General features: G+C 45.8%; 14 protein-coding genes. 11 read left to right on the plus strand and 3 right to left on the minus strand.

Annotated features, from left to right (window positions below):
* The first annotated feature begins 85 nt into the window (after positions 1-85).
* The 7 genes from L3V30_RS11035 (at position 86) to L3V30_RS11065 (ending at position 10,694) form a co-directional block, all read left to right on the plus strand.
* The gene (locus L3V30_RS11035; RefSeq protein ID WP_237308976.1) at positions 86-1,960 is read left to right on the plus strand and encodes an ATP-binding protein; all 1,875 of its coding nucleotides are present in this window, start codon (positions 86-88) and stop codon (positions 1,958-1,960) included.
* Positions 1,953-3,179, plus strand: a complete 1,227-nt coding sequence (locus L3V30_RS11040; protein ID WP_124008169.1) for a response regulator — start codon at positions 1,953-1,955, stop codon at positions 3,177-3,179. Before L3V30_RS11035 ends, L3V30_RS11040 begins: the two co-directional genes overlap by 8 nt.
* A gap of 172 nt (positions 3,180-3,351) precedes the next feature.
* On the plus strand, positions 3,352-4,743 hold the full coding sequence (locus L3V30_RS11045) for an HlyD family type I secretion periplasmic adaptor subunit (protein ID WP_005392136.1): 1,392 nt from the start codon (positions 3,352-3,354) through the stop codon (positions 4,741-4,743).
* A 114-nt stretch (positions 4,744-4,857) separates the two neighbouring features.
* On the plus strand, positions 4,858-5,541 hold the full coding sequence (locus L3V30_RS11050; RefSeq protein ID WP_005392134.1) for a transglutaminase-like cysteine peptidase: 684 nt from the start codon (positions 4,858-4,860) through the stop codon (positions 5,539-5,541).
* Between the two features lie 5 nt (positions 5,542-5,546).
* Positions 5,547-7,460 carry an EAL domain-containing protein gene (locus tag L3V30_RS11055; protein ID WP_109169309.1) on the plus strand — a complete coding sequence of 638 codons (1,914 nt, stop codon included), beginning with the start codon at positions 5,547-5,549 and terminating at the stop codon, positions 7,458-7,460.
* Positions 7,461-7,475: 15 nt separating this feature from the next.
* Positions 7,476-9,590, plus strand: a complete 2,115-nt coding sequence (locus L3V30_RS11060; protein WP_182033889.1) for a type I secretion system permease/ATPase — start codon at positions 7,476-7,478, stop codon at positions 9,588-9,590.
* 510 nt (positions 9,591-10,100) lie between these two features.
* Positions 10,101-10,694, plus strand: coding sequence for a mechanosensitive ion channel family protein (locus tag L3V30_RS11065; protein WP_054866762.1), 594 nt, complete (start codon positions 10,101-10,103; stop codon positions 10,692-10,694).
* Positions 10,695-10,995: 301 nt separating this feature from the next.
* Here L3V30_RS11065 and L3V30_RS11070 read toward each other — a convergent pair whose 3' ends face one another.
* Entirely contained in the window at positions 10,996-11,334 is a 339-nt protein-coding gene (locus L3V30_RS11070) for a hypothetical protein (protein WP_237308977.1), read from the minus strand.
* Between the two features lie 231 nt (positions 11,335-11,565).
* Here L3V30_RS11070 and L3V30_RS11075 point away from each other — a divergent pair, with 231 nt between their 5' ends.
* On the plus strand, positions 11,566-12,135 hold the full coding sequence (locus tag L3V30_RS11075) for a flavodoxin family protein (RefSeq protein ID WP_237308920.1): 570 nt from the start codon (positions 11,566-11,568) through the stop codon (positions 12,133-12,135).
* A 63-nt stretch (positions 12,136-12,198) separates the two neighbouring features.
* Here the strand turns inward: L3V30_RS11075 and L3V30_RS11080 are convergent, their stop codons facing one another.
* The gene (locus tag L3V30_RS11080) at positions 12,199-13,824 is read right to left on the minus strand and encodes an ABC transporter substrate-binding protein (protein WP_237308921.1); all 1,626 of its coding nucleotides are present in this window, start codon (positions 13,822-13,824) and stop codon (positions 12,199-12,201) included.
* Positions 13,825-13,965: 141 nt separating this feature from the next.
* On the opposite strand from L3V30_RS11080, the gene mpaA reads away from it, so the two are divergent.
* Entirely contained in the window at positions 13,966-14,676 is a 711-nt protein-coding gene (gene mpaA, locus L3V30_RS11085; RefSeq protein ID WP_237308922.1) for a murein tripeptide amidase MpaA, read from the plus strand.
* A 19-nt stretch (positions 14,677-14,695) separates the two neighbouring features.
* On the opposite strand, the gene L3V30_RS11090 is transcribed toward mpaA, so the two are convergent.
* Positions 14,696-15,547 (minus strand): SIS domain-containing protein, encoded by an 852-nt coding sequence (locus tag L3V30_RS11090; protein WP_237308923.1) that lies wholly within the window; start codon positions 15,545-15,547, stop codon positions 14,696-14,698.
* A 243-nt stretch (positions 15,548-15,790) separates the two neighbouring features.
* Between L3V30_RS11090 and murQ the strand changes: the two genes are divergently transcribed.
* On the plus strand, positions 15,791-16,693 hold the full coding sequence (gene murQ / locus L3V30_RS11095) for an N-acetylmuramic acid 6-phosphate etherase (RefSeq protein WP_237308924.1): 903 nt from the start codon (positions 15,791-15,793) through the stop codon (positions 16,691-16,693).
* Positions 16,694-16,721: 28 nt separating this feature from the next.
* Positions 16,722-18,176 carry a PTS N-acetylmuramic acid transporter subunit IIBC gene (gene murP / locus L3V30_RS11100; RefSeq protein ID WP_005500182.1) on the plus strand — a complete coding sequence of 485 codons (1,455 nt, stop codon included), beginning with the start codon at positions 16,722-16,724 and terminating at the stop codon, positions 18,174-18,176.
* The last annotated feature ends 59 nt before the right edge of the window (positions 18,177-18,235 follow it).

Here is an 18,235-nt window from a genome sequence, read left to right on the forward strand (position 1 = left end):
TGCTCCCGATACTGAGGAAATACAAGGACATCATTGTGCTTGTTATCGTTGCCGCTCACAGCATCACAGTGTGTCATTTGATACCATGACACAAAAAACCAGTGAGCTGATCGTGAACTTACTCAACCCTAAAGCCCTACGCCATTTTCTATTGCTACTGTGTGCCGTTGGCATTTCAGGGCTTGCGCTTACTCATCATTACGCAACTCAATACCAACATGATCAGTGGCAACAAAAGCTAGAGAGACAAGCAGCGCAAGTGTCGCAAGAAGTCGACTACGAGCTGGCAAAGTTTGAACAGATACCAAACCTATTAAGTCACGATCCGAGATTACTCAAAGCAGTAGAACGCGGAGCGCCCTCTCACGAGCTCAACCTATTGTTAGCAGATTGGTTGAAACAAAGTTTGGCCGATACGATTTACGTTCATGACCGCACAGGGTTGGTCATTGCCTCAAGTAACTTTCAGCAAGAAGATACGTTTGTTGGTTCCAGCTTTAGCTATCGTCCCTATTTTAAAAATGCGCGACACGGTGAACCTGCTCAATATGTCGGGTTAGGCGTTCGTTCAAATAAGCGTGGGTACTTCTTCTCATCTCCGCTTTGGGTAAATGATGAGGTCGTTGGCGTGATCACGGTAAAAGTGAATTTGGAGCAGTTGGAACAGCGTCTTTCGCAAACCACGACGGACGTACTCATCACGGATAAACACAATGTCGTGTTTATGAGCAATTTGCCTAACTGGCGCTATCGTGCACTCTTCCCGCTGTCACCGAGTGCAATAAACGAGCTTACCGAAACGCGTCAGTATGGCGATACCTTACCAGAGTATTTTGGTGAGCTTACCGCGCAAAGTGGCGTCACCGAGTTTGCTGATAATCAATTGCTCCTCTCACCTAATTACCTCGCATACGCGACACATTTATTGGATAAAGGATTTCGCGTCGTTGCCTTGATAAACCACAACAGCGTCCTTGCCGCCGTTTTACAGGCTGATATCGTCTTCCTGATTCTATATGCGCTCATTGCGCTCATTGCGTTAGCGTGGTTCCAAACACTAGTGAACAAGGCACGCCTAGCCGACCTTAATGTGAGCCTAGAAGAAAAAGTGGTGCAACGAACCTTAGTGTTGAGTAAGGCCAACCAAAAACTACAACAGACCATTCATCAATATGAGCAAAGCCAGCAAGAGCTCAAACAAACGCAACAAGAGTTGACCCAAGCCGCGAAATTGGCATTGTTGGGTGAGCTGTCTGCCAGTATTAATCATGAGATAAATCAGCCACTTTCCGCACTAAGAACCTATACCGAAAACTCGCAGCGTTTGTTGGCAATGGAAAAATACCCAATGGTCGCCGACAATTTGGGCAAAATGCTGACACTCAATGACACCATTTCGGAAGTGATCGCTCGCTTAAAAGTCTTTACTCGGAAAGCCACGCACGATTCACACAATGAAATCGCGGTACTGCACGACGCAGTGCATACTGCCACCAGCATTTTGAGCAACAAACTCATTAAACAAGGGGTGACATTAAAAGTCCCAGCCATCGATTATAATGTGAAGCTAGCAATTCACAGCGTTGAGTTAGAGCAAGTTCTGATCAATCTCTTCCATAATGCTGCACAAGCGATGGAAAACTACTGCATTGATCCGCAAATATCTATTGCCGTTCAGTGTCATGATGACAGCTGTGACATTCTTGTTTCTGACAACGGGCCCGGCATGTCGGACGAAGCCCTAGCAAAAGTCTTTGACCCATTTTTTACGACTAAGCCAGAGGGCTTAGGATTAGGTTTGACCATCTCCAAACGCATTTTAGAAAGCTATCACGGTTCACTCAGTGCTTATAAACATCAGAACACGGAACAACAAGCAGGAGGCATGACCTTTGTCGTGACGCTGCCAATCGCTATCCAAAACCAACGCAACCCAGAAGTGGAAAACAACCATGAATAATCCCGTTTTCTTTGTTGATGATGAACCACATATTCGTGATGCCGTCGCTCAAGCACTGCTTATTGAAGGGATAGACGTCACCTGCTTACCAAACGCCGTGGAAGCCTTGCGCGTTATCGACCCAAATACGCCAGCGATCATCATCACAGATATCCATATGCCTGTGATGGATGGATTGGAGTTCATGCGAACGTTGCGAAGCAAAAACGATCACTTTCAATTTATCGTACTTACCGGACATGGAGATGTGAAAACCGCGGTAGATGCCATGAAAAGCGGCGCGTACGACTTTCTCGAAAAGCCTTTTTCAACGGAACAACTTATGAAGTCGCTCAATAATGCTGGCGATAAGTTGAATCTATTGCAGGAAAACATCTGGCTTAAGAAAGAGCTCGACATGCAAACTCATGTTGGTCCGAAAATGATTGGTCACAGTAAAGCCATGGTGAGCATTCGTCGCGCTTTGATCAGCGCACCAACGAACCAGCCGATCATTTTTGTTGGTCAAGATGGCACAGGTCGCCGGCTCGCCGCACAATTTGCCCACGACATACATGCAACGCCAGACAGCGAGTTAATCGCCGCTTCTGGTGAGGATCTCTATGAGCTTTCATTAGAAGCCCTCGATAAAGCCATACATCGCTTGATTGAAGGAAAAAGCCATTGCAGCTTGTACTTACATAGTGCTGAACATGTGTCACATGAACAATGGCAATGCTTGTTTAAGCACCCGAAACTTGAGCGTGTTTTTGGTGCAACAACCCAAGTCGATCCGTCTATCAAAGCCCTGGCTACTCTAATTCACTTGCCGACACTCGATGAAAGAAAAGAAGACATTGGACCTTTATACAAGCATTTTGTACGCCACGCAGCGAGCCGTTATCAGCTTCAACCGCCACACATTAGCTTAGAAGAAGTCAAACATCTGACCGATTTAGAATGGCCAGAGAATATTAAGCAGCTGCGCCAATTTGCAGAACTTCGCGCACTCAAGCCAGATACCTTCCGAATGGAAGATTGGAACAGTGAAAAAAGTATCGAAATTCAGAGTATGACTCAGCGCACAGAATACTTTGAATATTGCTTATTATTCGATGCACTACAAAGACACCGAGGCAGACTCAAAGAGGTTCAACTAGAATTACAGGTATCACGCAAAACCTTGTACGACAAACTAAAAAAACATCAGTTGGATAAAACCAAGTTCAAGGCGCAATAGCCATACTCTGACGGTATCTCCACTTTTCTTTTGCTAGAGAAGCATTGAAAACGCTCATTCGGAGAGAGAATGGTCTTCGTCTCATATTTTTATTCGCCGAGCATACTGACATGATCGGTTAATAATAATAAGATCAAAAAGATAATCAGCATTTATATAAGCAGGGACTGTGATGAGCCGAGATAACTACAACAAACTCAACAATGAAGAGTTGGATTTTGTTGACGACAAAACTGCAGCATTGCTCCTCAACACCCCCAACAGCGCACGTTTGATGCTCTGGGTGATGGTGTTGTTTTTTATTGCTGCAATAGGCTGGGCATCTTGGGCTGAAATCGACCAAGTCACTGTTGGTCAGGGAAAAGTCATTCCCTCTTCACAGATTCAAGTTGTCCAAAACTTAGAAGGTGGCTTAGTCAAAGAAATTTTAGTCAAAGAAGGTCAGTTGGTTGAAAAAGGTCAGCAGTTGCTTCTTATCGATGACACTCGCTTTCGCTCTGATTTTCGTGAGCGTGAACAACAAGTTGCCAACCTAACTGCGTCTGTGCTGCAACTCTCAGCTTCAATCAACAGTGTTGCCGTGAATCGTGATTTTGAAACGGAAAACTGGCGCCAAAGCGTAGTACTCGATTATGGCAAACTGACCTTTCCACCAACTTTAGAAGAAACTCAACCGAAACTCACTCAGCGCCAGAAAGCTGAATACCGCGAAGATTTAGACAATTTACGCAACCAACTTTCGGTGATTGACCAACAAGTTCAGCAAAAGCAGCAGGACTTAGTAGAGATTGAAGCGCGAGTAAGGAACTTACGTCAAAGCTATCAATATGCGAAGAAAGAATTAGACATCACCAAACCGTTGGCTGATGAAGGTGTTGTGCCTCGTATTGAATTACTCAAGTTACAACGCCAAGTCAACGACACCCGCCGCGAAATGACTTCCAGTGAGCTCAAAATCCCGGTATTAAAGTCCGCGATTCGAGAATCCATGCTTAATCGCATTGATGTTGCGCTCAAATTCCGTTCAGAACAGCAAGAGAAACTCAACAGCGCCCAAGACCAGTTATCTGCTTTGGTTGAATCAGCAGTGGGTTTAGAAGATAGAGTCAATCGAACCGTTGTGAACTCGCCAGTCACAGGCAAAATCAAAACGCTGAACATCAACACCGTTGGGGGTGTTATCCAGCCAGGCATGGATATCGTCGAAATTGTACCAACTGAAGATACGTTATTAGTAGAAGCGAAAATTGCGCCAAAAGACATTGCATTTTTGCGCCCAGACCTACACGCCATCGTGAAGTTTACGGCTTACGACTTCACTAAGTACGGCGGCTTAGAGGGTGAATTGGAACACATCAGCGCAGATACAACCCAAGATGAAGAAGGAAATAGCTTTTACATCGTTCGTGTCCGCACCGATAAAACGAATTTTGGTCAAGATGCAGATTTACCAATCATTCCAGGAATGACGGCATCGGTCGATATCATCACAGGGAAGCGAACCGTTTTGGAATATCTACTTAAACCGATTTTAAGTGCCAAAACGAACGCCTTGAAGGAGTAAATCACACCAAGGTACTCACAACGGCGAGTATTGAGCGATAAGTGATTAAATAAAAAGCACTTGTTTCTCACTGACGAACCCTTTAGAAGAGTATACTTGTGATATGAGTCGAATATGCGATCCAATTTGAAGCGTAAAGTTACATTATTAATCAGTTTAAGTTGTTTTTCGTTCCAAATTGGTGCGTTAAGCAGTAAAGAACAACAATGGGTCAATACGGTCACAGCGGTGTACGGCGAACGTGCGGGATTGCGCGTAAATACATGGCGAAAAAACCTCGACTTATTTAAACAATTAGAGACACATGAACAGCTCGCTGGCGTCAACGACTTTTTTAACCAGCTGTATTTTGTTGACGACATAAAACTGTGGGGAAAGACAGATTATTGGGCTACGCCACTCGAATTTTTAGGGAGTAATGCAGGGGATTGTGAGGATTTCACCATCGCCAAGTACTTCTCGTTACTCGAGCTAGGAATACCAGATTCTAAGATGCGTTTGATCTACGTAAAAGCCATCGAACTGAATCAGTTTCACATGGTATTAGCTTACTACCCAACCCCAAGCTCTGAGCCGCTCATTCTCGACAATATCAACCCTGATATTGTCCGAGCCTCTAAACGTAGCGACTTGCTACCGATATACAGTTTTAATGGTACAAACCTGTGGTTGATGAAGTCTTCTGCTAGCACTGGAGAGCTGGCAGGAAAAGCATCACGGTTGAGCCTTTGGAATGACTTACGCTCGCGCGAACGTAAGTTGCAGTTAAATAAACCTAAAATTAACTATGACGAGTGAGAAACATGACCCTATATAAGAAGCTTGTAGTGGGAATGGTTACGGTCTTTATACTCTTGTTGGCATCAGTATTCGTAATCCAATTCAACACGACTCGAGACAGCTTGGAACAACAGCAACGTTCAGAGGTCAACAACACCATTAACACCGTAGGTTTGGCATTGGCTCCTTACCTTAAAGACAAAGATAAAGTCGCGGTAGAATCCGTTATTAATGCTCTGTTTGACGGCAGCACCTATTCGGTTGTTCGCCTTACCGCTTTAGATTCTGACTACCAAATCGTGCGCACTTACCCGGTTAAACCAAGTACTGTGCCACAATGGTTTATCGACATGAATCTATTCAAAGCCATTCACGATAAGCGCGTAGTGACCAGTGGTTGGATGCAACTTGCTGAAGTGGAAATCATTAGCCACCCAGGAGCAGCTTACGAGCAGCTCTGGCAAGGCTTTATTGGTTTGTTATCTGCGTTCAGTATCATTTTCCTGGCTGGTTTAATTGCGATTTCGTACATCCTCCGTCGCTCACTAAAACCATTAGCGGCCATCGTGAAAAAAATGCATGAAATCGCTAATAACCAATTTGGTGAACCACTTGCTCGTCCAAGAACCAAAGATCTGATCGCGGTGGTAGATGGCATTAACATGATGTCTGCTCAAATTGAGCTGTCATTCAAAGAACAAGCGAAAGAGGCACAACGACTGCGTGCTCAAGCTTACCTCGACCCTATCTCCAAACTGGGTAATCGCTCGTTCTACATCAACCAAATAGACCAATGGTTGGCAGAGCAAACGCAAGGAGGTATCGCGCTACTCCATGCAGAATACATTGGCGACATTTACGAGACAAAAGACTACCAACGCGCCGATGCCCACGTAAAAGAACTGTCTCAACGTCTGAAAAATACCATTGATGTGCCGGGAGCTACCATTGCACGCCTGTCTAGTGATGAGTTTGGCCTGCTTTTCCCACACATGGATGAAAGCGAACTACGCATTTTGGCGGACAGCATCGTGAACTGCGTTAACGGGTTGAACACTGATCCAACCGGCCTAGCCAAACCAAAAGCAGCCTTAGGTGTTGCGCATAGTAAAGACCAAAAAACGCGCTCTGAAATCTTATCTATGGTGGATAATGCGCTCTCGAAAGCCAAAGCTCAACCAGACAAAGCTTACGGCTTTATCGGCAGTGACACACCTTCTAACTTAATGGGTAAACAGCAGTGGAAAGCGCTGGTTGAAGAAGCGATTCATAGCGATTGGGTTAAATTCCGCTTCCAAGCAGCGAAGAACACTTGGGGTAAAGTGTTCCATAACGAAGTGTTCTCAAGCATCGAAAAAGAGGGCGAAACGTTCCGTGCCAACCAATATTTATTCGCACTAGAGCAGCTAGACGCCACCAATATTTTCGACCAATACGTTATTGAGTCGATGATTAAGATGCTAGAAAGTGGCGAGCTAACCGATCCTGTCGCGATCAATATTGCGCAAAGCAGCTTGTCTCAGCCATCGTTCATTCGCTGGACCACCAGCATGTTAGAAAAACACGCAAAAGTGGCCTCTAAGCTACACTTTGAAATTCCAGAGGAGTGTTTTATTGATCAGCCTCACCACACGGCGCTGTTATGTAATGCCATTCGCCAATCCGGAGCTGAGTTTGGCGTAGATAACTATGGACGTAACTTCCAGTCATTGGAGTACATCCAAGAGTTCCGCCCTAACTATGTGAAGCTCGATTACCTATTCACACACAACTTACACGACGAAAAACAGAAATTCACGCTAACGTCGATTTCTCGTACTGCCCATAACCTAGGCATTACGACTATCGCGTCGCGTATTGAAACTCAAATCCAGTTGGACTTCCTCACCGAGCATTTTGTTGAGGTATTCCAAGGATTCATCGTCGATAAGGAATAAAAAGGTTTACCACAGATGAAAGACCCTTTACTGAATTCGCTCATCTACGTTAGCCGTTACTATGGGTTAGCTAACTCGCCAGAAGCGCTGGTCAATGGCCTTCCGCTTTCAGACGGCAAGCTAACTCCATTTTTGCTACCAAGAGCAGCGGAAAGGGCCGGATTGGTTGCCAAGGAAAACCGTGCAGAGCTGGAGAACATCTCCAGCCTGATTCTGCCGGCAATCTTAGTTCTTAAAGGCGGTGACTCATGCGTTCTCAACAGCATTAACGCGGAGACACGCGAAGCCGAAGTCACCACCTTAGAAAGTGGAATGGTGCCAATCTCCATTCCATTAGAAGACCTACTTGAGCAGTACACTGGTCGCTACTTTTTAGTTAAAAAGCAATTCCGTTTCGATGAGCGCTCTCCCGAGGTGCTCAAAACCAACGAAGGTCACTGGTTTTGGTCAACCTTGTGGCAGTCAAAACGTATCTACCGCGATGTTTTAATCGCCTCACTTCTCATCAACCTCTTTGCCGTTGCCGCCCCGCTGTTCACTCGCTTGGTGTACGACAAAGTGGTACCGAATCTCGCGTTTGAAACCTTATGGGTATTGGCAAGCGGCATCTTTGTTGTCTTTCTATTCGATTTCATACTCAAATCGTTGAGAAACTACTTTATTGATGTCGCAGGAAAGAAGTCTGACATTCTGATTTCCTCCAAGCTGTTCAGCAAAGTGATGGGCATCCGAATGGAGTCCAAGCCGCCTTCAGTCGGCGCATTCGCTCGCCATCTTCAAGAGTTTGAATCTATTCGAGAATTCTTCACGTCTGCAACCGTCAGTGCCCTAATTGACCTGCCTTTTGCCATTCTGTTCTTGGTGATTATATGGCTAATGGCTGGCGATCTTGTGTATGTTCCAATGGTCGGCGTGGTCATTTTGATAGTTCATTCGCTACTGATACAAGGACCGCTGCGTCGCTCTATAGAGGAAGGGTCACGCTTAGCATCGCAAAAATACGCCAACTTAATTGAGAGTCTAGCGGGGCTAGAAACCGTAAAAATGCTCAGCGCGCAAAGCCAATTCCAATACCGTTGGGAAGAAGCGGTGGCGCACATGGCGAACTGGAACATCAAAAGCCGCCGCATTACCGACAGCATCCAGAATGCGGCAGGCTTCGTGCAGCAAAGTAGTAACGTTGGGATGATCATTCTCGGTGTTTATCTGATTGCAGAGGGCGAGCTCACTATGGGTGGCTTAATCGCCGCAACCATGTTGAGTGGTCGCGCCATAGGGCCTTTGGTTCAGCTGTCTTTGCTCTCAACGCGCTACAACCAAGCGAAGTCTTCTATGACGATTATCAATCAAGTCATGGAAATGCCAGACGAGCAAGAAGAAGGGAAACGCTACATCCATCGCCCAATCATCCAAGGTAAGATTGAAATTGATCGCGTAACGTTTCATTACCCAGACTCTCCTGTCGCGTCTATACGTAACATTTCTCTCACGATAAATCCTGGAGAAAAAGTCGCGATAATCGGTCGGATTGGTTCGGGTAAGACAACGTTAGAGCGCTTGATCATGGGCTTGTATAAGCCAACAGAGGGGCACGTACGTATCGATGATACTGATATTGCACAGCTTCATCACGTTGATGTTCGACGTAACATCGGCTGTGTGCCTCAAGATTCGAATCTATTCTTCGGTTCGATTCGCGACAATATTACCTTGGGTCGTCCACTAACCGATGACCGAGACGTGCTTGATGCAGCAAACCGTGCAGGCGTGACCGCATTTACACAATCGGATCCAGCTGGTTTAGAACGTCAAGTAGGTGAAGGTGGTGCGATGCTTTCTGGTGGTCAACGTCAATCAGTCACGATCGCTCGTGCATTTTTGGGCCGTCCTCCCGTCCTACTCATGGATGAACCGACCAGCGCGATGGATAACCGCTCTGAAATGCATATTAAGCACCAGCTATCTCAGCTCAAACCGAGCGAAACATTGATACTGATTACGCATAAAACGTCGATGCTCGACATCGTTGATCGAGTAATTGTGATGGAGAAAGGCAGCATCATTGCTGATGGTCCTAAAGCGCAAGTGCTGAATGACCTGAAGCAAGGCAAAGTACGTGCGGTTAGCTAACCGAAATTAGCATTTACAAAAGAGAAAGGCCCCGTTTGACTCATGTTTAACGGGGCTTATTTTATTGAGAATCCAAGATAGTTAAGCTCTTCAAGCGCTATCCAAACGAACACTAGCCCCACAATCACGACCAACATCATAATCGCCTTTTCATCTTCTTCCATTTGATAGATATCCTAGCAAGCCATTTCACTCAACACGTCTTAGGTTATCAGGACAAAAATCATATTCAGCACGTTTATACGCTCCTAGCCTCATACAATACCGGATATGAGATACAGCTCAAACATTAAACACTTTAAAACCGCATCAACTTTGGTTGAATATATGCGGTGAGCGCAAACAGAAGCAAAGCTCTGCACACTATTGATAAAACTCTACAACTCTCCGTAGGCTCTAGGGCGAAGTTCCTAGGTAGAGAGACGAAAAATGGAGAGAGAAAATTTGTGATTACTTACATCAGAAAATCAGCTATAACAGCGGTTTTCTTAATATCGTCGAGTTGAAGAAATGAATGATTGGATCCATCTAGATCAAGTGAGCCAGTATTTCACCGCAGGCTCTCTCGGGTACAAAGTCTTAATGGGCATTATTGTCCTGATTGCTTATCGCATTCTGAAGAGAATCGTCAATCGAGCCATTTTAAACTTAGCGACCTCAAAAGGTGTAAAAAAGGCCCGCCTGAGTTTTATTCAGCGTTGTTTTAACGTCGTGCTTTTATTTTTAACCGCGTCTGTTTTTGCCATTATCACCGGGATTGGCTATGGCGATGTGTCATTGTTCCTATCGTCCATTTTTGCCGTATTGGGTGTGGCGTTTATTGCGCAGTGGTCAATTCTGAGCAACATCACTGCCAGCTTTTTGATCTTTTTTGTCTTCCCATACCGAGTGGGTGACCGAATTAAAGTCGTAGACAAAGATGAAGACATCTGCGGTGAGATTCAAGAAATCAGCATGTTTCACGTGTTAATTAAGCACGACAACGGTAACTTGATCACTTACCCAAACAACCAGATTTTGCAAAAAGCAGTGCTAAAGCTGGCAAAAAACAAGCCAGAGCCAAGTAAAGCAAAATCTCGGATTTATACTCGCAGAAAGAAATAACCCACTAAAAAGCCGATGTATCTACATCGGCTTTTTAATATCACTTGGTAGTTACAAATAACCCAAAGTTAATGGAGAACAACAGTGAAGAGACAAAACGTATAAACTGAAAGGTCACCGCTGTATTCTTTCATGATAAACACATGACACATCGCCGAAACCAAAAGCGCCACTTTAACCAAAATAAGCTTCTTCTTTACGAACCTTAAATAAATACAAAAAATAGAGATGGTGCAAGCAAAGAAAAAATCGTCACTAGTTCCATCTTCCTTAAAATACAAGGACATGGTTTTAGTTAAGCTTATATTTTTAGCTTCATTATGAGCCACCCACTAATATTTAGCGAGATAAGGGCAGAAAAGAGGTAAAAAACAAGACTGACCGAAACAATAAGTAGTGCATGCACTTTTTCTTCTAAGCTCTCTGGATGAACATTCATATCCACATCAAACACCCCCCCTATAAAGTGTGCAAATGCCGTGGAAAAGGCTGTAGAAAGGCCTCCTACCATAATGATAATAATCCCTCGCCTTAAGAAACGATGAAATGTACTTTTCCCGCCTTGGATCAGGTCTGAGTTTACATATTTTAATCTATTTTTCCGCCTATTAATCATCACTAGCATCGGTACCTTTATCATTGTTTCCAAGAGAGTTTTCTACATCTTTAAGATCTTCCTTTAACGCTTTTATACACGACATTCATCGTCGTTGCATTCACTGTAGTTATGCCGTCGACTTACCCTATAAGAAAGCTCTTTAGATACCAATTCGTACTTTATCTATCTCAAATCTCTTCTTGACCTCAACTTGGCTTGAGGTTTTAGCCTTAGTCGCACGATTAAAAATCAACAATGAAAAAAGGAACCATTGTGTCCAAAATTGCGATTATTTATTTCTCTAAAACCGACGTTACTGGTCAGCTTGCTCAAGCGATTGCCGCAGGCGTTGAGCAACAAGGCGAATGTGAAATCCTCTCTCACCGAATTGAAGGCAGTGAGATTATTGAGGGACGTTTTGTGAACCCTCACTTAATGGATGAGCTTGCTGAGTGTGATGCGATTATCTTTGGCTCACCGACCTACATGGGTGGCGTGGCTGCGCAGTTTAAAGCATTTGCCGATGCGAGCAGTGAATCTTGGTACCACCAGAAGTGGGCAAACAAAGTGGCAGCAGGTTTTACTAGCGGAGGAGCGTTGAATGGCGATCAATCTTGCACACTGCAATACCTTCAAACCTTTGCATACCAGCACGGCATGATGTGGGCCGGGTTGGATAAGATCAGCAATTCTGGGGAGCAAAACCTGAATCGCTACGGTGTGCAAGGTGGCATTGTTGCTCAAGGCGGTGAAGATGGTCAGTTGCACTCTTCCGATGTTGCAACAGCAGAGTATCTTGGCAAACGAGTCGCTATGCTCGTGAACAAGCTCTCCGCTCGCTAACAATAAAAAGAAGCCCCGTAAGATACATCTTCGGGGCTTCATATTTATCGCTTGTTTTGAGCGCTACTTCTTGATGTAGAGGTCTTTCGAGTAGATGCGCCCTTCTACGTTATTCTTTGCAAAGCCACCCACGGTTGGACGAACCAAACGTGCTTGCATGTAGTAATAGATTGGCGCGATAGGCATATCTGTCGCCAGCAACTGTTCAGCTTGATCGTAAAATCCTTGGCGCGCTTTCTCATTAGTTGCAGCCAATGCACTGTTCATCGCGTTGTCGTACGCTGCATTGCTGTAACGTGCAAAGTTACCCGAAGAACCTGAGCGAAGTAAGCTCAGGAAAGTAGACGCTTCATTGTAATCACCGCACCAGGAAGCACGCATCACATCGAAATTGCCTTGTTTACGCGCCACTAAGTACGACTTCCACTCTTGGTTTTCTAACTCCACGTTTGCACCGAGATTTTTTTGTAGCATCGACGCTATCGCAACCGCGATCGATTTGTTTGCCTCACTGGTGTTGTACAGCAATTTAAAATCGAGCGGCTTGTCTTTGCTGTAACCCGCTTCTTTTAACAACTGACGCGCTTTCTCGTCACGTTGTTGCTGACTCCACTTACTGTATTCAGGCGGCGTCGCATCAAACCCGGCGGTGTACTGATGCGCAAAGGTATAAGCAGGAAGGTTGCCCACTTGCGTGACACCATTCGTAATCACATCACGCATGATGGAGTACGACACCGCTTGACGCACTCGCGCATCATCAAATGGCGGACGAGTGGTATTGAACGCGTAGTAATACGTGCACAGTAATGGCACCACCGTGTAAGCCTGCTTGTAATCTTGTTGAAGCTTCTGTGCCATATGAGTCGGCACATCTGACGTAATATCCAGCTCTCCTGCCGCATAGCGATTGATCGAAGCGTTTTGGTTTTCAAACGGAATGTAAGTCACTCTGTTTAGATACGTATCTGCGCTGTCCCAGTAACTTGGACTCTTAACCAGTTCAATGCGCTCATTCACGACCCACTTATCCAATGTGAATGCACCGTTACTAACAAATTGGTCTGGATCGCTCCACGGCTTGTCGCGGTTTTCCACTGTCGCTTGATGCACTGGCATCATGGACGTGTGCCCAGTCATGGCAACAAAGTACGGAACTTGACTGTCCAACTCAAAACGTAGGGTGTATTTATCCACCGCCTTGATACCGAGCTCGTCCAAAGGCTTTTTGCCCTCTGCTACATCGGCGATGTTTTTGATCTTGGTGAGTTTGAGATACCAAACATTTGGAGAAGCGGTTTTCGGATCTACCGCTCGGCGCAGTGAATAGACAAAATCCTCCGCCGTCACAGGCTCGCCATTCGACCATTTCGCTTCTTTGCGCAAGTGAAAAGTAAAGGTTTGGTTGTCGTTGGTTTCCCATGATTCTGCCACACCGGGAATGATGTTTCCGTCACGATCTTGAATCACAAGCCCTTCAAATAAGTCACGAATCACATGCATTTCTGGCAGACCTTCGGCTTTCGCAGGGTCAAGCGTCGCCGCCTCTGCGTCATTCGCACGTACTAAATGCTGTTCTGCGGCAAGTTGAATGCCTTTAGGTAAGGTCTCCGCAGCAACTGATGTAGCAAGAAAAGGGGTGAATAAAGAGGAAATCAGCAACGCCGTTGAATGTTTTTTAAAATCCATATCGTTTTTCGTTCTCCTAACGCGTCTTGTGAAGCAAGTGCCACAATTAACATTTCAACCGTTGACGAGTTTAAACGGTTCAGTTTAGCTAGGTGTAATTAGCTTAGATATTGATACTACTTCATCAATCAGGAGATTACGGTGAGTCTAATTCCAAGAACGGAAAGAGCGGCATTTTTAATTCGGCCAACTATATACGGTCAATCTGTGCTTGGTGCGCCATTACTGTATTTTCCGGCTCAAGTCGAAAGTGCTTCGCGAGGTTTGATTTTGGCAGGCACTCACGGGGATGAGACGGCCTCGATTACAGGTTTGTCCTGCGCGCTAAGAAGCTTGCCTGCTGAAAACTTACGACATGATGTGATTCTGTCAATGAATCCTGACGGCAACCAGCTAGGCACACGTGCAAATGCAAACCAAGTGGATCTCAATCGCGCGTTTCCAACCCAAAATTGGACTGAGCATGGCACCGTGTATCGATGGAGCTCTCACACACCCGTTCGAGACGTAAAGGTGAAAACTGGCACTAAAAACCAACTAGAGCCTGAAGTTAGCGCATTAATTAACTTGATTGAACTGCGCAAGCCAAAGTTTGTGGTGTCGTTTCATGAACCGCTTGCGTTTGTGGATGATCCCAAACATTCCGACCTTGCCAAATGGCTCAGCGAGCAGTTCCAACTGCCAATCGTAGACGATGTCGACTACGAAACACCTGGCTCATTCGGCACTTGGTGTAGTGAACGTGATTTACCTTGCATCACGTTGGAATTGCCCGCGATTTCTGCCGATCTCACCATTGAAAAGCATCTGTCCGCCTTTATTGCTTTGCTGAGGCACGATCCGGATCTTTAGTCCGCTGTTGAACAAGCGATCATGTGAGGATCTGCTTGATGTCGGTACTGATATCGCTGATCAACTGACGGGCACTGTCGTCTCTTTGCTGAACCAAGATGATAAACAGCAAATCGGTGATCACGTTTTGCGCGGTGCGCGAAGCAATGGATGAGCTGCGATGCTCCATTTCATTGGCGATGGTATCAAACGTAATATCGGCAATGCCGCGCAAGCGACTTCTTCCGGGCGCTGATAACGCAATCACCTTCGCGCCCTGCTCTTTTGCCGCTTCTGCTGCCACGAGAATTTCTTTGCGTTCACCCGAAAACGAAATTGCAATCTGAACATCTTCTGGAGAGAGCGTGCGGGCAACAGCAATCTGCACGTGGCTGTCTTGTTCAGAAAGCGCCGTAATACCAAGTTTAAGCAGTTTAAAGCTTAAATCCTTCGCGGTCAGTGCAGAGCCCCCAATCCCGACCACTTGCACTCGACGCGCTTCACTCAACCATTTCACCGCTTGGTGACACGCTTCATAAGACAGCGCATTGGTGGTTTGAAACATAGCATCTGTTTTTGCTCTCACCAGCTTTTGTGAAATAACCGCGATGGGATCGTCTGCCAAAATATCACTGTGCAGCGGTGTCGACTGCATCGCATGCTTACGGCCAATCTCTTCATTCAGAGCTAACTTAAACTCGCTGTAGCCTTTAAAACCGATACGCTGAGTAAATTTCACAATGCTCGATTGACTCACTTTTACTTGCGCCGCAAGTTCTTGGCTAGTGAGCAGCGCGGCCTTTTCTGCGTTTTCAACAATCCAATCGCCGACCAAACGACCACTTTGCGAAAGCTGAGTACGCCTCGCGACTATCTTATTGACAACTGACACAACAAAAACCTCAAAAAAATTTAAATAAATTATTCCAAAACAAAAATAATTGGAGTTTGATTTAACCCCATGATTATTCTAACCAAGCCAGTTTGTACCGGATGTAATGGACGTATATTTTCTCTCATTATTCCAAATTTCTCCTGCACAAAGAATAACCTCAAGTGTGATTTTTATCACCAAAACAGAATATTTTATTCCATAGAATCGCCCTCAGATTGAACATTACGAAGAGTGCAAAACATGAAAATTGATTTAAGCCGATTGGTGACAGAAAGCCGTAATCCAGCCAGTACGGAGATTGATACGCTTTCGACCATCGAGGTGCTGCAAGTCATGAATGAAGAGGATCAAAAAGTCCCGCTCGCGGTAAAAGCGGTGCTACCACAAATTGCAGAGACAGTTGATGCAATTACCCAAGCTTTTGCAAATGGTGGCCGTTTAATTTACATGGGAGCTGGCACATCAGGCCGCTTAGGAATTCTTGATGCGAGCGAGTGTCCTCCAACCTACGGCACGCATCCAGACATGGTGATTGGCTTAATTGCTGGTGGACATCAGGCGATTTTGAAAGCGGTAGAAAATGCAGAAGACGACGCGCAAATGGGTCAAGACGACTTAAAAGCGCTTCACCTCACCAAACATGACGTGGTTGTAGGCATTGCAGCGAGTGGCCGTACACCTTATGTACTAGGTGGTTTGGAGTACGCTAAATCCATCGGAGCTACGACCGCATCTATCGCCTGTAATCCGGAATGTGCAATGGCAAAAGCGGCCGACATCGCGATTCTGCCGATTGTTGGCGCAGAGGTCGTTACTGGCTCTTCTCGCATGAAAGCCGGCACCGCACAAAAACTGGTGTTAAACATGCTCACGACAGGTGCCATGATTCGTAGCGGTAAGGTATTTGGCAACTTAATGGTGGATGTAGAGGCCACCAACGCCAAGCTCATTCAACGCCAAACCAACATTGTTGTAGAAGCAACTGGCGCCTCAAAAGAAGAAGCAGAGCGAGCATTAAATGCCTGCGATCGCCACTGTAAAACCGCCATCTTAATGATTTTGGCCAATTTGGATGCCGAACAAGCCAAATCACGCCTCGCCGCGCACAACGGTTTTATTCGCGCAGCACTAAATAATAACTAAATAATCCGAGTTCTGAAGGATAGACCCTATGGCAAAAATAACTTCAAACACAGTATCGCAGTTGCTGTCCGCAGTGGGTGGCAGTAGCAACGTAAGCAAATGTGGTAACTGTATGACGCGTTTGCGTTTATCGCTCGCCAACAATGGCTTGGCTGATCAGTCAGTTATCAAGCAAATTCCCGGCGTAATGGGTGTGGTGGAAAGCGATGAGCAGTTTCAGATCATTCTCGGTCCCGGAAAAGCTCAACAAGCGGCTGAGATGATGAATCAATTGATCGACAGCTTAACCTCTGGTGACAGTGAAGAACCAGATATGCCGCAACAAGATCTTTCTGCCGTCGCGGCCGAGCAGAAAAAACAGATGAAGAGCAAACAAACCAGTGCGGTTCAGCGTTTTTTAAGCAAGTTTGCCACCATCTTTACGCCGTTGATCCCTGGTTTTATTGCCGCTGGTTTGTTGCTAGGTTTTGCGACGTTATTGGAACAAATGTTTGTTCTCGACCAGACACCAAGCCAGTTTATGCTGGATTTGATCGCCTACATGAAAGTCTTTGGTAAGGGTCTGTTTGCTTTCCTAAGTATTCTGATTGGCTACAACGCGCAGCAAGCGTTTGGCGGCTCTGGTGTTAATGGTGCCATTCTCGCCTCTTTGTTTGTGCTGGGTTACAACCCTGAGGCGACATCCGGCATTTACTCTGGCATGAACGAGTTTTTCGGCTTTGCGATTGATCCGCGCGGCAACATTATCGGCGTACTTTTGGCGGCGATCATCGGTGCGCAAGTCGAGCGTAAGGTTCGTCAATACATGCCAGATGATCTGGATATGATCTTAACGTCCGTTATCACTCTATTGATCATGGGTGCGGTAACCTTCTTGATCATCATGCCGATCGGTGGTGAGCTATTTAAAGGGATGTCTTGGTTGTTCCTCAACTTGAACGATAACCCATTAGGCGCTGCAATCTTGGCAGGTTTGTTCTTAATTTCTGTGGTATTTGGCATCCACCAGGGTTTTGTTCCAGTGTACTTCGCATTGATGGAAGCACAGGGCTTTAACTCGCTGTTTCCTATCCTAGCGATGGCTGGTGGCGGTCAGGTTGGCGCGTCAATGGCGCTGTATTTCAAAGCCAAAAAAGACGCTCTACTGCGCACTCAAGTTAAAGGCGCTATTATTCCTGGCCTTCTAGGTATTGGCGAACCATTGATTTACGGCGTGACATTACCACGCGTAAAACCATTCGTTACCGCTTGTATTGGTGGTGCTGCGGGCGGCTTCTTTATCGGCTTAGTTTCTTACCTTGGCTTGCCAGTTGGTCTTAATACGGTGTTTGGCCCGTCCGGTATCGTGGCGATTCCTCTCATGACATCTGAAAATGGCATCTTCCCGGGCATGATGGTGTTTGTTGCTGGTCTGCTTATCTCTTACATCGTCGGCTTCCTCGCGACTTACTTCTTTGGCTGCAAAGACGTCGATTTAAGCTAAATCATTCTTCCCCTATAGGAATGGACTAGCTCGCGCCCTTGGCAAACAAGGGCGCACCC

It is taken from the genome of Vibrio sp. A1-1, assembly GCF_021728175.1.
Classification (GTDB): domain Bacteria; phylum Pseudomonadota; class Gammaproteobacteria; order Enterobacterales; family Vibrionaceae; genus Vibrio; species Vibrio diabolicus.

Coding starts and splice junctions, on each gene's coding strand:
- L3V30_RS11035 (WP_237308976.1), top strand. CDS start 86: ATGACACAAAAAACCAGTGAGCTGATCGTGAACTTACTCAACCCTAAA.
- L3V30_RS11040 (WP_124008169.1), top strand. CDS start 1,953: ATGAATAATCCCGTTTTCTTTGTTGATGATGAACCACATATTCGTGAT.
- L3V30_RS11045 (WP_005392136.1), top strand. CDS start 3,352: ATGAGCCGAGATAACTACAACAAACTCAACAATGAAGAGTTGGATTTT.
- L3V30_RS11050 (WP_005392134.1), top strand. CDS start 4,858: ATGCGATCCAATTTGAAGCGTAAAGTTACATTATTAATCAGTTTAAGT.
- L3V30_RS11055 (WP_109169309.1), top strand. CDS start 5,547: ATGACCCTATATAAGAAGCTTGTAGTGGGAATGGTTACGGTCTTTATA.
- L3V30_RS11060 (WP_182033889.1), top strand. CDS start 7,476: ATGAAAGACCCTTTACTGAATTCGCTCATCTACGTTAGCCGTTACTAT.
- L3V30_RS11065 (WP_054866762.1), top strand. CDS start 10,101: ATGAATGATTGGATCCATCTAGATCAAGTGAGCCAGTATTTCACCGCA.
- L3V30_RS11070 (WP_237308977.1), bottom strand. CDS start 11,334: ATGATAAAGGTACCGATGCTAGTGATGATTAATAGGCGGAAAAATAGA.
- L3V30_RS11080 (WP_237308921.1), bottom strand. CDS start 13,824: ATGGATTTTAAAAAACATTCAACGGCGTTGCTGATTTCCTCTTTATTC.
- murQ (WP_237308924.1), top strand. CDS start 15,791: ATGAAAATTGATTTAAGCCGATTGGTGACAGAAAGCCGTAATCCAGCC.
- murP (WP_005500182.1), top strand. CDS start 16,722: ATGGCAAAAATAACTTCAAACACAGTATCGCAGTTGCTGTCCGCAGTG.